The following is a 14,523-nucleotide window of genomic DNA, read 5'->3' as shown; positions in this document are numbered from 1 at the left end:
GGATAAAATGAGCATACAAGATATCATTCAAGGCAAAAAAGAGTGGCGAGCGCATGTGGCGCGTGTCAAATTACTCCCGCAAGATTATCAAATCGTTTATAAAGAAATTCAAAAATATCTTTTTAAGGTTGGCCCTGTTGAACTCACCGATGAGAAGGGTCTGCTCTCCGGAATTGTCGATTTTTTTGAAGAAGGAGCGGCTTTGGGGAAAGGCGTGCTCGAAGTAACGGGCAGTGACGTAGCTGCTTTCTGCGACGAACTAATCAAAGATTCAAAAACGTACGCTGACGTCTATCAACAATCCGTTGACCAAGAAGTGAAAAAGGCTATGGAAAAGGTTATAAAAAAGGTTAAGAATAAAACATAGTAACAGGGGATGCCGGATGAAAAAGGCATTGAAAAAAGCAACGTTGTGTTTAAAAAACACAACGTTGCTTTTTTTAGTTACTTCGGCAGAACAACGCCAGTGTATTGGGCTGTGAAGTTATCGTGTTGAACAAGGTTGGGAACCCAAACGTTTCTGGTTAAGGGGCCTTGATAGTAAAGCGTATATTGATGAGTAATGACTTGTCCCTTCGGACCATAAATGGGGGTAACTGTAATGCTCTGAAGAGGAATGTTTCCACTGAATCCTCCGCTATTAATATAATATTGGTTTGGTCCAGGAGCTCCATAGGTAACCATTTGATAAGCAAAGCTTTGAGTTTCTGTTATGTAATAGCCTTTATCCACGTAATAAGGGTTGTTAACGACGTTTACCCGATTGAGCAAACCGCTATGAGTGCTATCCTCGTAAAAGAGGGTATCGGCTGGATATTGACCGCCTGTACCGATAGAAATAGTGATGCTTCTTGCTTCCGCAGCATAAGCTGACCCGCTAAACGCCAAAATCATAGTAAGAGATAGCATGAGAGATAAAACGAGTTTGTTCATTTTTGCTTTCAATAGTGACACTCCCCTATATTTTTATATTTCACTATATATTGTAAGTAACATCTATTCTATTTACAATACATTTTCCAATTAATTGGATCATTCCTCCTTAGATTATTATTTAGAATAATAGATAGAGCGGCCATTAAAAAAGAGTCTATTCATTTTTATATTGGAAACCATTGCACCTTCGTAATACTTCCGCCCTGTTCGCTCCCCTCCAAACATGGCATGATGAGTCTATCAGCGCTCGGGGCTAACGGCCGCGAGTTCTGGTCTTCAGGCTATTGCGATCCTTCCTTCTATGACAAATTGGGTGAATTAGGGTCGCAGCTTTCCTGAAGATTTTTTTATTTGGGAGAATTGACGATGATAAATACGATTTATATGCGCCGACAGAGCAAGATGATTGTGGACCAGAAGCCAAGCTCCGAACCTGTTTCAAAAGCATGGATGGCTACCGCAATAAAAAATATCGAGGCTCTAGGCTATCGCTTATCCCCTCGCTTGATGCAAGAGGTTAGCCACCTCTCCAAAGAGCAATTCGAAGCGTTTTACAACGCGACAATTGCCGATCTGAAAGTCATGATTGGCGACCATGTCCAGTACTATCCCATGTATCCAGGGTTTCCTGAACAAGTAATGCAGGAATCAGATGCGATCCTTTATTTAAACGCCCTCTATCACTACTACACTTTGGACCTCCCTAATTACGAAATAGAAAATAGAACGTCTCTAGAAGATGAGGGACTTCCACTCAAGGTCATCGATCTGGGATCGAAAGCGGAATTTCATGTTTTGATCTTGCAGCTAATTGAAGCAAAAGGGTCTATTTCTGAGACCGACAAAGAAGATATCGATACGGCGATTAAATACGCTGAAATCGAGGAATTAACGGAGATTCTGCCTGTCGAAATTCCGTTTAAGGAAAATGCGGCATTTGTGGTGGGATCGCTATTAAAGCATTGCAAAGCGGATACTAAAACAATCGGACGGTATATTAAAACAGCAACCGACGTTCTGCGTCTGGCCGCTGCTTGGTCTGACGGCGATACGAGCCTTGCCGAGACGACCAAATTTCGTAAGTTTACACGTCCCGAGAGGAAGCTGCTGCTTTCCCTGCTAGAACAAAGCTATCCGATGACGGAGGACATGCTGCGATACAAGCAGCGCTGGATTCGCTTGGGAGAAATCCTTCACCCATCCGAATATAAGCTCCGATTCCCGAATTCTCAGGAAGCTTTCGACATTTTACGCAACAACAAGCCTTTTTTTACATACAACAGCAGTGTAGAGCTCGCATTTCAATCAAATCAGGTTTGGACGCTAATTGATTTGTTAACGCAACGGCCGGGCGAATTCGCCCGACGACTGGATCAACTGACGCGTTCGACGGATCAGGCCGAGTACGTCGTGCTTGGATTCGGTGAAGTTGTGGGCCATGTATCCACGCCTGTATTGTTGCAGGTAAAATCGCATTTCACTTATCGTCAGGAGCCTTGTGAGCAGCGCACTTTTTTCCCAAAAGGCAATGTGGCGAAGGCATACTCGATTCCTAACGCACTGCCCGCAATCCCAAGAGCGATATGCGAGGCTATCGTGGACGTATGCGAGCAGGAGCTGCTTCGACGCTTCGCTTTGTTGTCTCCGCTCGGGAAAACGTTCGTTGATCCGCGCTTAAAAACGTATCTCGTTCCATTTTCCCAGCGTTCGGCGAGCAAGTCTCTGCGCACAATCGTTCGGGGGAGCCGGGTTCCGATGCCGGAAGGGGATACCATTCGGTTTTTTAACTGGTGGAGAGAGGGAACTGTGAATGGCCAGCCGACGGGGCGGGTTGATATTGATCTATCTGCCGTTCTATACGATAGCAATTGGCAAAATATCGAGCATATCTCATACATGAACCTGCGCTCTTCGAAATACCTAGCCGTCCATAGCGGGGATATTGTGTCAGCGCCCCATGGCGCTTGCGAGTTTATCGATTTGCATATCCCTTCAATAGTGGAATATGGAATGCGATACGTAGTAGCCTCTCTTCAATCCTTTACAGATCAGCCGTATTGTGATTTGCCGGAATGTTTTGCGGGATGGATGATGCGGAAAAAACCGGGCTCCGGTGAAGCCTTTGAACCCTCTACCGTAGTCGATAAAATCGATTTGACGGCAAATACGCAAATTGCGATTCCCGTTATTCTGGATTTGGTAGAACGGAAGGTTATATGGACCGATCTTGCTCTGACTAAACATCCTAATTACCACAATAACGTCGAAGGGAACAAGCGAGGTATTTCTCTGATGGGTCAAGCGATGACCGAACTACGAAAGCCAGATTTATATGAGCTATTCCGCTTGCATGCGAAGGCGAGGGGCGAGCTTGTTGAGAACCTGGAACAGGCGGAGTCGGCATTCGCAGTTGATCGGGGAGTGACTCCATTTGACATTGAGAGAGTGATGGCCGAGTTTTTGGCGTAGCGAGAAGGGTATTAACAATTTCAAAATAATAGAGGAAACGCAGCGGAGGTTCAGGGTGATTTTATTAGTCCAGAATGCTCCGCTGTTTTGATGATGGGATTTGACTTCTTGCATGAAAGTGAGGGAAAACCTATTATAAATATTGTTGTTAAAGAAATAAAATCATCCAATGGAAAATATAAAGTTCAAATAGTAAAACGGGCTAAGGATGGTCTATTTCAACCGGAAGCTTATAAATGGTATGAGTAGATGACGAGATTAAAGAAATATTTAATGAGGTTGGACACTGGGGAATAATGTATTCCCCTGCAACGTTAACCGATTCAGAGTCTAATTGTTCAAAAGCAGCGTTGGAGGATTTGTTCATTCTCTCAGGTGAGTGGGTTAAAGAGTAGGCATCATAGAGGCATATTAACACATTAGGGGTGGCGGAAATTCAAAGATCAATTAGACGAGGCTATAAACATAAAAGAACAAACACAAAGAAAACCAAGCAACCAATAGAATTCAAAGAAATGATGGCAGGCTGGGTGGTTTGGATTGCTGGAATCTCTATAATCACATTTGTAGTGGCGTTAATAGTGGGTTATGAGAATCTATGTAAGCTTTCGATAATCGTGGTTATAGCATGTATTGTAGCCGGAATAGCAAATGCTTTTTGCCCATTTGACGGAAAGAGCCGGAAGAGCCAACTGAAAGCAATACTATTTGTAACACTGCCAGCAATTTTATGTTTTTTATGGGAATACTACACGATTTTTATTTTAGGTTGGGAAATTGGCAGGAGATAAGGCAAAGCGTCATCATATCGGAAAAAACAAACCATCATCCTGTTTGGAGTGATGGTTTGTTTTTTATATCCGTTGCTACACCAGACTTTTATTCTCGAATCGAGTGGAAAGGACAACAAGGGTCGTTGAAAATCCGAATGCGTGGCAAGCTTCAAGAAAAGTTTCGAGCGTTTCGCTAGTTTCGGTTACCACCTTCAACAAATAATTGAATTCCCCGCTGGTCCTGTATAAGTCAATAATTTCAGGGGCCGTTTCGCTGAACGCTTCGAATTCTTTGCAATTATTTGATTTGAACAGCACAAACGCTGTTGTATACTTGCCCAGCTTGGATGGAGAAATGTTGGCCCGATAACCCGTTATGATCTCCCGTTCCTCAAGCTTTCTAAGCCTTTCGGTTACAGCCGGTTGAGACATAGCAATGATACGGCTCATTTCGGATACCGTAGTTCTGGCGTTGCTATGAAGAATGGACAATATTTGTGAATCGATTTGGTCCATGAGCGAATCACCTCAAATTTATAAAGTTTGATTCCAAAATAACAATAAAAATGAGGTTTTAAGCCCCAAACTCCTTAATCTTCTTATTTAAAGGATAGAGCAGATCAAATAAAATGTCACTATAAACCAAAAAGGGAGAAGGATGACTATGACAGGGTCTGAAACGAAGACAACGGCAGGGCTGCGCTATTTTACAACTGGAGATGGAGTTCGGATTGCTTATCGGCTAGAAGGAGGAGCTGGCAACCCGGTACTTATGCTGGCGAACTCCATTGCGACGACAATGGACATGTGGAATGGTCAAATTTCTGAGCTGTCCAAGCATTTTCGAATACTTCGCTACGACTATCGGGGACACGGCAATTCGGATACACCGGGCGGTCCGTATTCGTTCGACAGATTGGGCCGGGATGTTGTGGAACTGCTCGACGCGCTGCAAATCGAACGTGTCCATTTCCTTGGGCTTTCTCTTGGCGGCATCGTTGCACAGTGGCTAGGCATATATGTTCCAGAGCGTGTTGATCGGCTCATTCTTAGCAATACCGCTTCTTACTTGGGACCAGCCGAGCAGTGGGAAGGCTTGATGAACTCCGTGCTGATGCCGGGGAAGCTTCCTGAATTCGCCGATATGTTCATAAGAAATTGGTTTCCCCCGCATATGCTGGAGTCTTCAATCGTTGCTTCGTTTCGTAAAATGGTGCTTGCCACCCGTCCGCAAGGAATTGCGGGAAGCTGGGCGGCAATCCGCGACATGGATATGCGCCGAACAGCCGCACTAATCAACAGTCCAACGTTGGTTATCGCAGGGCAGTATGATACGGTCACTCTGCCTGAACATAGCGAGTTAATTGCCAGAACCGTACCTGATGCGAGGCTGCTCGTATTGCCCGCAGTTCATTTGACGAATGTGGAGTATGAGGTCGAATTTTTAAGTGCCGTTCTTGAGTTTCTGAAAGTGAATTAAAAAGGGTATGCTTACAACCTGTCGAAATGGCAGGTTTTTTTGCTAGACAATAACTTGAATACAAGTCTGATTGAGCAAATCATTTTTTCGCATATCAAATAAAACACTTTATTGAAAATAATGGGCAGGATAATCGAGAAATGGTAACATAAGGACAAGGATTATGAAATTCTATTATAATAATAAACTTTTAATCTTTAAGGAGATGTACATATGGCTCATTTTGGGTGTATCTGTGGTGAGAGACTTTGGAACGGTTTAGCCCCAAATGATATTGAAATCAGTGTGTATAAGGGTGAGACATTACCGCAAGAACAGGGTTACATCTTTAATCATTATGATATTTGGAAGTGTCCAACATGCAGCAGAGTATATTCTTTTAAAAATAATAAATTGGATAAAATGTTTATGATTGAGGACGTTGAGATAAACGTATTTAAGAGTTGCTTATGTGGAGAACAGGATTTTCAGCACTATTTAGCATATACTGATTTTGAAGTGGAACAACATACCAGCGATTTCTATTTTGCTAGCGATTATCCTAAGCCGCCCAGAGACTTGTGGAGCTGTAATAGTTGCAACAGGTTCTACCTAGAAGAGTTTCAGTATAACTCCATTCAAACATTTAAAGAGATTGATTATTATAGTGCAGTGATGATACCTGAGGAGGAAACTCGGCCTCGAATTATTTATCTAATCCCCAATGGGTTTGTTGGAAAGATTGAAATTTATTATGGAAAGGATTCATATCCTTTAATTGAAGAACAAAATAATGAGTATGTCTTTGAAATTCCTAACTCGGGTGTTTTGAAAATTGCCAATCAGGAACCCGATGATGGATGGGCAGACGATCAATATTATTATGTCGATTTGGATGGAAATAGGGTTGAAGAGTTAGATTTAGAAAACAACCATCAAATATTCCAAGAGGAAGATGGTACATTAAAAGAAGTCATTATTGTTGAAAGCTAACGAAATGAGGCTGCTACGGCAGTCTCTTTTTTTATTCGTGTATCAAGCACGCAGAAAATGAAGAAGGACAACTCCACAAATTTCATGTATAATCCAAAACAGAACATACGTTTCTATTTGGAGGAGTTAACATGCATCAAGAGATTAAGCCGAAAATATTGTATTACGGAACGCCAGTCATCTTGTTGACGACATTAAATGAAGACGGATCAACAAACATAAGTCCCTTATCTTCATCTTGGGCTTTGGGGAACTGTTTAGTATTAGGCATTGGCTTAGAAGGTAAAGCTTACGAAAATGTAAACCGTCATGCTGAATGTGTTGTAAACGTGCCTAGTCCCGATCTTTGGACGAAGGTGGAAGCTTTAGCCCCGTTAACAGGTAAAAATCCAGTACCGGATTATAAATTAAACAATTCCTTTCGTTTTGAAAAAGATAAATTCGATGCAGCCCGCTTAACGGAGCAAGCCTCCGAACAAGTTAGGCCTTCGAGAATATTGGAATGTCCGCTTCAAATAGAAGGGGCAGTCAAACATATCCGAGTTCCGGAGCACAGTCCGCATTTTGCCATTGTTGAAGTAGAGGCTTTGAAAGTACATGCGCATCAGAAAATTATATTAAATGAAGAGCATATCAATACAGCGGAATGGAGTCCGCTCATCTATAATTTCAGGCATTATTTTGGCCTTGGAAAAGAGCTGGGCAAGACGTTTCGAGCATGATTAAGACATATTGATGCAAAGTTGTTTAGCAAAGGGCTCGGCCGCTCGAATTTAGCCGTTGAACAACTGGACAGCTTTTTTTGCCGAAAACCTGAAGTATTATATAATTAAGGGAATAAAAGAAGAGCAGCCGATTTTCCTAAGCCGGAAAAGTCGATTATCTTCGATTGGAGTGATATCGGTTGAACATTATCATTTTTGGAGCTACGGGTATGGTAGGTCAAAGTGTATTGCGTAAAAGTTTAGGGAGCAGCGAAGTTCAGCAAGTGATGACCATTGGCCGAAAACGTACATACCATAAGCATCACAAGCTGCAAGAGATCGAGCTTGCCGATGTATTGGAATTATCGTCGATCGAAAGCGAAATCACGGGATTTGATGCTTGTTTCTTCTGCCTTGGCGTTTCGTCTCAGGGGATGAACGAAGCGGAATATGAAAAAGTGACGTACGATTTAACGTTAGCCGCCGCCAAAACGCTCGTTAAGCTAAACCCGCAAATGACATTTATATATGTATCCGGCAGCGGGACGGACAGCACAGAGCAAGGACGGATCATGTGGGCTAGAGTAAAGGGGAGGACGGAAAACGCACTGTTGCGGCTGCCTTTTAAGGCGGCTTATATGTTCAGGCCAGGGCTCATTATCCCGACAAATGGAGTGAGATCAAAAACGAGGTTGTATCGAGTCATGTATCAGGTGATGAGACCTTTTTATCCACTGCTAATGAAGCTCAGCAGCACTGTAACCTCCGACCAATTGGGAGCTGCGATGATAAAAGTAGTCAGGGACGGATATTCTCACCCAGTCGTTGAAAGCCAGCAGATTAAGTTGCTGGGGCAGAGCGCAGGTAAACTATAGTTTAAATCGATTTTGATGAACAGCGCTTTAGTAAGATCGGCTAAAATAACATCAGATTCTTATGATGGTGGAGGAACTATTTTGAAAATCGAATTTGCAACCGAGACAGACTACAAATACATATTAGAGCGTGACCGCCATCTCCATGAAAGCTTAATCCTTCCTAAAATTAAGGGCAATGAAATCTATATCTTTCGGAACGACGAGGGAGAAGAAAGCGGATGGATGAGGTACGGCTATTTCTGGGACAACATTCCCTTTCTGAATTTGATCTGGGTCGATGAATCGCACCGAGCCAAGGGAGCGGGAAGGGAAGCTGTACTATTTTGGGAAGCGCAAATGAAAGAAAAGGGTTACGAGATGGTGATGACCTCTACTCAAGCTGATGAAGAAGCTCAGCATTTTTATAGGAAACTAGGGTATAAGGATTCGGGATGTTTAGTATTGGATACGCAGCCGATGGAAATTATTTTGATTAAGAAGCTGTGTATTGCTTAAGAGGGTTAAGTTCAACGAAAGAGCCCATTGAGCCTATCATTAGGAATATGGCCAGAAATAATTGAAACAACAATTGAGGCTGCTTAGGGCAGTCTTTTTCATATTGTGGGCAACCATTATTTTTCAAATGAAACAATTTCCCTAGTTTCACAGTGTTAAGGGTAAGAGGAGGGGAGCTATTGGAAAGCAGCCTTATGGAAAAAGAAGAATACGTAGTCATTTTGTTGAACAAGTATGCCGATATGGTTTTGCGATTGGCACTGGCTCATCTCGGAAACTTAGCGGATGCTCAGGATGTGTGCCAAGAGGTTTATATAAAGCTGTTAAAAAACCAACGCTCCTTTAAAGACAAAGAGCACGAAAAAGCATGGATCATTCGAGTGACAATTAATACATGCAGGGATGTCCACAGAAGTCCATGGAGGAAGTGGTTTTCCCCCGTAGAGGAGGTGCCGTTGCCTATCGATCAAAGCAACAATAGCCATATGGAGATCATGCCGTTTGTTCTTAGCCTTCCACAAAAATATCGTGTGGTTATCCATCTTTACTATTATGAGGGCTACAAAACGGCGGAAATGGCTGAGCTTTTGAATCGCAAAGAAGGGACAATCCGGACACAGCTGAAACGGGCAAAAGAGCTTTTGAAATCAAAGATGGCGGGAGGCGTGATCAATGACGATAATAGCTAAGTATGCAAAAGAGATGAACGAAATAAAGGCGAGCGATGAGCTCAAGCAATCTATAATTAGCAAATCGAACATAAATTCCAGTACCGCTCAAACAAAAGCTCAGTCATTCCGCAATAAGACCGCTATGATTTCCGCTGCTTGTGTAATTGTGTTCCTCCTTGTTTTTGGAGGATCGCTTTTCCTAAACGATGGGAATCATACGGGAGACAGCCATTCTACGTTGTTTAATGGATTTGTAATAACTGCGTATGCGACAGATGGAACTCCTTTTATGGTTAAACCGGAGGTGGATTTTCCGCTTGGCCAATACTCTCCCTTGATGAGCAGCGTTCCAGGCTTTCCTATAAAAGTTGTTTCTACGGATACAGACCAGATCAGCTTGCGAGCATCGGATGGGCAATTGTTATTTTGGAACCCGGCGGATTCAAAGGTAATCAATCAAGGGAAAGAAGCTATAGTAAAGCCCGGCGATATAATCTACTGGTCGCCTATTGTTGCGGGAGAACATGGGCATGCGGCAGAAGAGGCAGAACTTGAGATCACTGCCTATAAAGACAAGAAGAAGATTGGCAGCAGTAAAATCGAGATTAAAACTGAAGGGAACGGGTGGTATAAAGGAAAAGCAACTGATCATTAAGAGAGTTACGCTCAATAAAATGTCTAGCTCAATAAATTAGACTTACGATAATAGAACTAGAAGTGATATAGGGAAGAGTAACTATACCGGAGGGCGAGCCTACTGCTCCTAAAAATACCTATAGTCCAAAACACTTCAAAGAGTGCCGGGACTATAGGTATTTGTGCGTTAAAAGGTTTAAGTTAATTGTTCAACGAAAAAAATGAAATTAAGAAGCTATAAAGCCAAACTCTTTAAAGATGACTAAAGGAGCAACGTATATCCACGAATAGCCGTCCGCATAAGCGACCGCAGAGGAGGATGTTCCCAGTGGCTGATTTGAACTGCTGCTCCCGCCTGTTGCTGTGCATTTGTAAACATTCCCGCCAGCGTGGATAAAAGCGTGAATCCCATAGCTTGCGCCGGTTGTCCATGCTGTGCCATTGGCAGCTCCGGCTTTGGTGCAGATCCACCCGATATATCCGCCTGAAGTCGGCGCGGCATGATACAGAATTTGACCAAGGGCATAAGTGCCGGTTTGTGGGAGGGTAGAAAACCGATCGGTAGAACCTACAACGGCAATGGCCTCTAAATCCGTTAAACCGTCGCCAATCGATTTTATTAATTGCGAAGAATACGTGGGATGCAGGAGAAATGCATATTTAGTCATTTGGTTTTTATCTATAAAAGCGTTCAGCTTCGGGATAGGCAGCGTATATTCAGCGTTCCTAAAAGCTCCAAACAGTTCTAGCTTGTTCTCGGAATTGGCCGATTCGAAAAAATTGTTAACCAGTTTTAAATACTTTTCAGCATAGACGGTTAACGCCCTTGAAACGACAGCAGAATTCGGCATAAATGATTTATTGTTTTCAATAAAGGCGTTTTCGAAATTGGAGATCCAAACCCCTTCGTTATTTTCCCCAAATACTCTTACTGTTCGATTCAAATACAGCCGGTTTTCAATAAAAAAGATAGATTTGGACAACGAGTTGGCATTTCCTCTGCATTTGATTGCCAGGTTATGAAATACACAATTCGATATCTTCAATTGGTTGGCAAAGAAATAAGTAGGAGAAGAGCTGATGGAGTCCGATCTGCCAGTAAATGTGGTGCCGACAAAAGACACTTTGTCTCCTTTAATGGTTCCAATATAACTAGGGCTGTCAAATTCGCAGTTTGTAAATGATAATGAATTTTTTCCGGCATAGTCAAATGTGGTAGAGCCATCTGAAAAATAACCGCTTGTATTATTCAGATCAAACTTGCAGCTATCAAACTCCACGGCTCCTCTGCGTGTAATCCAAGGAGTAGCTTGCTCAATTTTATTGTAGTTAAATCGGCAGTTTTTAAATGTAAGGACATCATAAACGGGGGTGTATGCATGGGCTCTCCAGACGTTGCCTGCACTATCTATTGTATCCGTACCATCTGTATGCCAGATCGGCTGAACGGCCGTTGCACCGCTTCCTTTTGCTATACACACATAGTAGTATCCATTCTTCACGGTTGGGAAAACAGCATTCGTCACTTGATAGGTCGATCCTGCCGAGAAATTGTCATGGGTATATGTTTGCAACAGAAACCCCATGTCTTCAAACAAACAATTTTCGTAAGTCGCCTCATATTGAAGTTGGATCGTGGAATTTACGAAGGTGTCGCCTCTGAATAAGACATTCCCTTCGCCTGTTCCAACCACACAATGGTAATAATTGTTCTGCGACAATAAGTTAGATCCCCTTGTGCCTTGAAAAACAACGCCGCTGCTGAGTCCGCTGGAAGTGGAATCAAAGAGATTGTTTTCTAATATTAAATTTCTAGTATGCACTGCGCTAATATGCAAGCTTTCATTATCTCTAAACACATTGTTTCTAATGGTAATGGTTTGATTTATATTAGCTCCATCTTCAATATCAATGGCCATGGGGAACGGGTATAACCGCTTGCCGATTTTGGTCAAAGCATTTCCTATGTTATACATTTCGCAGTTTTCAATAACAATTTGTTGTGCGCCAGTAATCGCTACGGCCAGGGAATAAGAATCATGGATTTTACAATTCCTTAATTCAATAGCTTTAGAGACAGTGAATCCATTGATTGTAAAATCAAGTGTACTCGGTATGATTTGAGTGATATCGTAACGAACGGCTAACTTGAATTTAGTTGTGCCTGCGGGCAATGCGCTCAAATGTATGGCGTCTACACTTCTTTTTTGAATTTTTCCTTTAAATACGTCGTTGTCGTCGTAGCAATAAAGGTGAAATACGGCTTTGCTTAAATTAACAGGTTTTCCGTCATATCTAAACCCAAATGATCCATAGCCATTGCCCCATATAACAAAATGACCGCCATTCGTTAACGTACTAACTGTATTATTTGGAGGCGGTATCGTTAACGAATGGAGCGTTATAAATTTTTTTAATCTCATTAAATTTGAATTGGCGACCGGCGACCCAGTAGTGTCATGAAATGAACCTGCTTCCCAATCTGCCGATATTGTTCTTGCTAATTGTGAATATCTGCCCGTTAAAGAGGTTGAATATCCCGGGAACGATGTAATTTCCATATTTTCCAGCTTAACATTGCTTGATCCATTTTCCACGCTGACCCCGACACAGCCCTCAAAAATAGTGTTGGGCAGGGTGTCGAAATCGTGAGTTTCCCGATCCCCTACAATTGTTCCGCCAAGCAAAGTGACATTATCCTTGTCATTGATAATGATACAAGCGTAATAGTCCCAGCCATTTGTTTCTTTTTGTATCACACATCCGTACAAGTCCAACACCATATTGCTTTGCAGTTGTATGGATGCATCCGAGCTATAATCTTTTGGAGCAAGCCCTTTTGCAACGGTATACGTTCCTGCTGGCAGTTTAACATTTGTATATCCGTTTGCATTGGCCCATATCAAAGCGTTATTAATACCGCGGGTCGTATTTAAGGGATTGCTTCCATCATTGCTTATTCCCCAACGTGATAATTCAATGACATATCCATTTGCTATCGACATTTACACACACCATCCCTCTCCGGTAGTTGTTCTCTAACATATAGCCCAAACGTATAGCTTATACTCCCGCTTTACAGAAGTCCGTTGACGAGCCTCCTTGTGATTAATGTATCTAACGTATTCATATAATAGCACGTATGTTCCCATATTCAACATATATTTACCTTTAATTTACATTAAATATACAACCTCGATTACCGGGTTTGGCGTTCAGCATCTGGAGATTTTGAAAAATAAGTATGGTTAAGCCGCGCTGTGGGATGCGGGGGACATACAAAAGTGCTCTTGGTTTTTCTCCATTCCTTTGTTGTTTCTGATAATATAAAATATAGAAGATATTTCAAGAGGAGGCGGAAGCAAATGAGCGTTAATAAACGTAAGGAAATCGTTGAAAAATATATCGGGGCTTACAATGCGTTTGATGTAGACGGTATCGTTCAGCTTCTGCAAAGGGATATTCGATTCAGAAATTACTCAGGCGGCGAGAAAAACGCCGAGACGAATGGAATAGATGAGTTTAAACAATTGGCGCAACGATCAGCGCAACTATTTTCGAGCCGTCGCCAAACGATTACGGAATATACGGAAACAGGCGATCAGGTAGAGGTGAAGATTCAATATGAAGCTGTACTCGCCGCCGATTTATCGGAGCAGCTTAAAGCAGGCGATCGTCTTCAAATAGCCGGGAAGTCAGTGTTTGAATTCGACCAAGGAAAAATAGCTCGAATAGATGATTATAGCTAGCAAGGCCATTCCACCTCAGATGGGGACTTTAGTATGATGAGAAGAACAAGTATTGCTCGGTTGTTGATCCTTATATTCATCATTGTTATATGCACAGCTTGTGCGGGTACGGAAGGGAAATGGAAGGTGTCTATAAAGTAGAGATCGTTGAGAGTGGGCAGGTTGTGACCAAGGAGCTACTTATGGACATGGCCTCTTTCTTGAATCATCAGATCAAGGATATGGGGATAAACGACTACGATGTTAGGATCAACGATAGAAAAAATACGATTACAATCATTCTGCCAGATGGAACGAATGAGGTGGAAGTGAGAAATCTACTGAATAACCGTCCGAACTTGACTTTCCGGGCGCCGGACGGCTCCATTAAGATGGAAAGCAAGGACCTTAAGCCAAACAGTGCCTACGTTGTAATAAATGAACTACAACAAGCCGGTATTGTCGTTCCTATGCTGGATGACAATAAGCTGGAAGAGGTTACTTCAGCGTCAATAGGGCAGGAATTAGCCATTTATTTGAATGATACGGAGTTATCGCGACCGAGGGTCAATGCTCCGATTATAGGCGATTCTTTTGTTATATCACTCGGCTTTTCGTTAGAGGAGGCAAAAAAACTAGAGGACGCAATCAATCTCGGAACCTTGCCTCTTAAGCTGACGGAGATCGCGAACAATAAATAAAATGTCAAAAAAGAAAAACGCTCCGGCTGGATGAGCGGCGACCGAATGTTGTACGGTTCGCCATCATCCGACAGCTGGAG

15 protein-coding genes are annotated in these 14,523 nt (G+C 42.5%); 12 read left to right on the top strand and 3 right to left on the bottom strand.

Going from position 1 to position 14,523, the window contains the following annotated elements:
* The first annotated feature begins 7 nt into the window (after positions 1-7).
* Positions 8-367, top strand: coding sequence for a DUF1048 domain-containing protein (locus ACFQZE_RS14415; protein ID WP_379358094.1), 360 nt, complete (start codon positions 8-10; stop codon positions 365-367).
* A 77-nt stretch (positions 368-444) separates the two neighbouring features.
* On the opposite strand, the gene ACFQZE_RS14410 is transcribed toward ACFQZE_RS14415, so the two are convergent.
* Complete coding sequence (locus ACFQZE_RS14410; protein ID WP_379358092.1) at positions 445-945, bottom strand: hypothetical protein; 501 nt, start codon at positions 943-945, stop codon at positions 445-447.
* Positions 946-1,302: 357 nt separating this feature from the next.
* On the opposite strand from ACFQZE_RS14410, the gene ACFQZE_RS14405 reads away from it, so the two are divergent.
* The gene (locus ACFQZE_RS14405; RefSeq protein ID WP_379358090.1) at positions 1,303-3,405 is read left to right on the top strand and encodes a TerD family protein; all 2,103 of its coding nucleotides are present in this window, start codon (positions 1,303-1,305) and stop codon (positions 3,403-3,405) included.
* A 515-nt stretch (positions 3,406-3,920) separates the two neighbouring features.
* Complete coding sequence (locus tag ACFQZE_RS14400; RefSeq protein WP_379358088.1) at positions 3,921-4,196, top strand: hypothetical protein; 276 nt, start codon at positions 3,921-3,923, stop codon at positions 4,194-4,196.
* Between the two features lie 75 nt (positions 4,197-4,271).
* Here the strand turns inward: ACFQZE_RS14400 and ACFQZE_RS14395 are convergent, their stop codons facing one another.
* The gene (locus ACFQZE_RS14395; RefSeq protein ID WP_379358086.1) at positions 4,272-4,694 is read right to left on the bottom strand and encodes an Lrp/AsnC family transcriptional regulator; all 423 of its coding nucleotides are present in this window, start codon (positions 4,692-4,694) and stop codon (positions 4,272-4,274) included.
* 148 nt (positions 4,695-4,842) lie between these two features.
* On the opposite strand from ACFQZE_RS14395, the gene ACFQZE_RS14390 reads away from it, so the two are divergent.
* The 7 genes from ACFQZE_RS14390 (at position 4,843) to ACFQZE_RS14360 (ending at position 10,033) form a co-directional block, all read left to right on the top strand.
* Positions 4,843-5,658, top strand: a complete 816-nt coding sequence (locus ACFQZE_RS14390; RefSeq protein WP_379358084.1) for an alpha/beta fold hydrolase — start codon at positions 4,843-4,845, stop codon at positions 5,656-5,658.
* 213 nt (positions 5,659-5,871) lie between these two features.
* A complete protein-coding gene (locus ACFQZE_RS14385) occupies positions 5,872-6,630 on the top strand; it encodes a DUF6843 domain-containing protein (RefSeq protein ID WP_379358082.1) in 759 nt (252 codons plus the stop codon).
* Positions 6,631-6,761: 131 nt separating this feature from the next.
* On the top strand, positions 6,762-7,352 hold the full coding sequence (locus ACFQZE_RS14380; RefSeq protein ID WP_379358080.1) for a flavin reductase family protein: 591 nt from the start codon (positions 6,762-6,764) through the stop codon (positions 7,350-7,352).
* A 182-nt stretch (positions 7,353-7,534) separates the two neighbouring features.
* Complete coding sequence (locus tag ACFQZE_RS14375) at positions 7,535-8,209, top strand: NAD-dependent epimerase/dehydratase family protein (protein WP_379358077.1); 675 nt, start codon at positions 7,535-7,537, stop codon at positions 8,207-8,209.
* 81 nt (positions 8,210-8,290) lie between these two features.
* A complete protein-coding gene (locus ACFQZE_RS14370; RefSeq protein WP_379358075.1) occupies positions 8,291-8,707 on the top strand; it encodes a GNAT family N-acetyltransferase in 417 nt (138 codons plus the stop codon).
* Between the two features lie 179 nt (positions 8,708-8,886).
* On the top strand, positions 8,887-9,396 hold the full coding sequence (locus ACFQZE_RS14365) for an RNA polymerase sigma factor (RefSeq protein ID WP_379358073.1): 510 nt from the start codon (positions 8,887-8,889) through the stop codon (positions 9,394-9,396).
* Positions 9,380-10,033, top strand: a complete 654-nt coding sequence (locus ACFQZE_RS14360) for a hypothetical protein (protein WP_379358071.1) — start codon at positions 9,380-9,382, stop codon at positions 10,031-10,033. The genes ACFQZE_RS14365 and ACFQZE_RS14360 overlap by 17 nt, the downstream gene beginning before the upstream one ends.
* Before the next feature lie 208 nt (positions 10,034-10,241).
* Here ACFQZE_RS14360 and ACFQZE_RS14355 read toward each other — a convergent pair whose 3' ends face one another.
* Positions 10,242-13,019: a right-handed parallel beta-helix repeat-containing protein gene (locus tag ACFQZE_RS14355; RefSeq protein ID WP_379358069.1), complete on the bottom strand. Its 2,778-nt coding sequence runs from the start codon at positions 13,017-13,019 to the stop codon at positions 10,242-10,244.
* A gap of 360 nt (positions 13,020-13,379) precedes the next feature.
* Here ACFQZE_RS14355 and ACFQZE_RS14350 point away from each other — a divergent pair, with 360 nt between their 5' ends.
* Together ACFQZE_RS14350 and ACFQZE_RS14345 are read left to right on the top strand one after the other, a co-directional pair.
* Positions 13,380-13,763, top strand: coding sequence for a nuclear transport factor 2 family protein (locus tag ACFQZE_RS14350; RefSeq protein ID WP_379358067.1), 384 nt, complete (start codon positions 13,380-13,382; stop codon positions 13,761-13,763).
* 164 nt (positions 13,764-13,927) lie between these two features.
* Complete coding sequence (locus tag ACFQZE_RS14345) at positions 13,928-14,443, top strand: SecDF P1 head subdomain-containing protein (RefSeq protein WP_379358065.1); 516 nt, start codon at positions 13,928-13,930, stop codon at positions 14,441-14,443.
* The last annotated feature ends 80 nt before the right edge of the window (positions 14,444-14,523 follow it).

The sequence above is a fragment of the Paenibacillus sp. GCM10027627 genome, from assembly GCF_042675505.1.
In the GTDB taxonomy this organism is placed as follows: Bacteria; Bacillota; Bacilli; order Paenibacillales; family Paenibacillaceae; genus Pristimantibacillus.
Note: the sequence above shows the minus strand (reverse complement) of the source record. Positions and strands in the feature narration are given on the sequence as shown.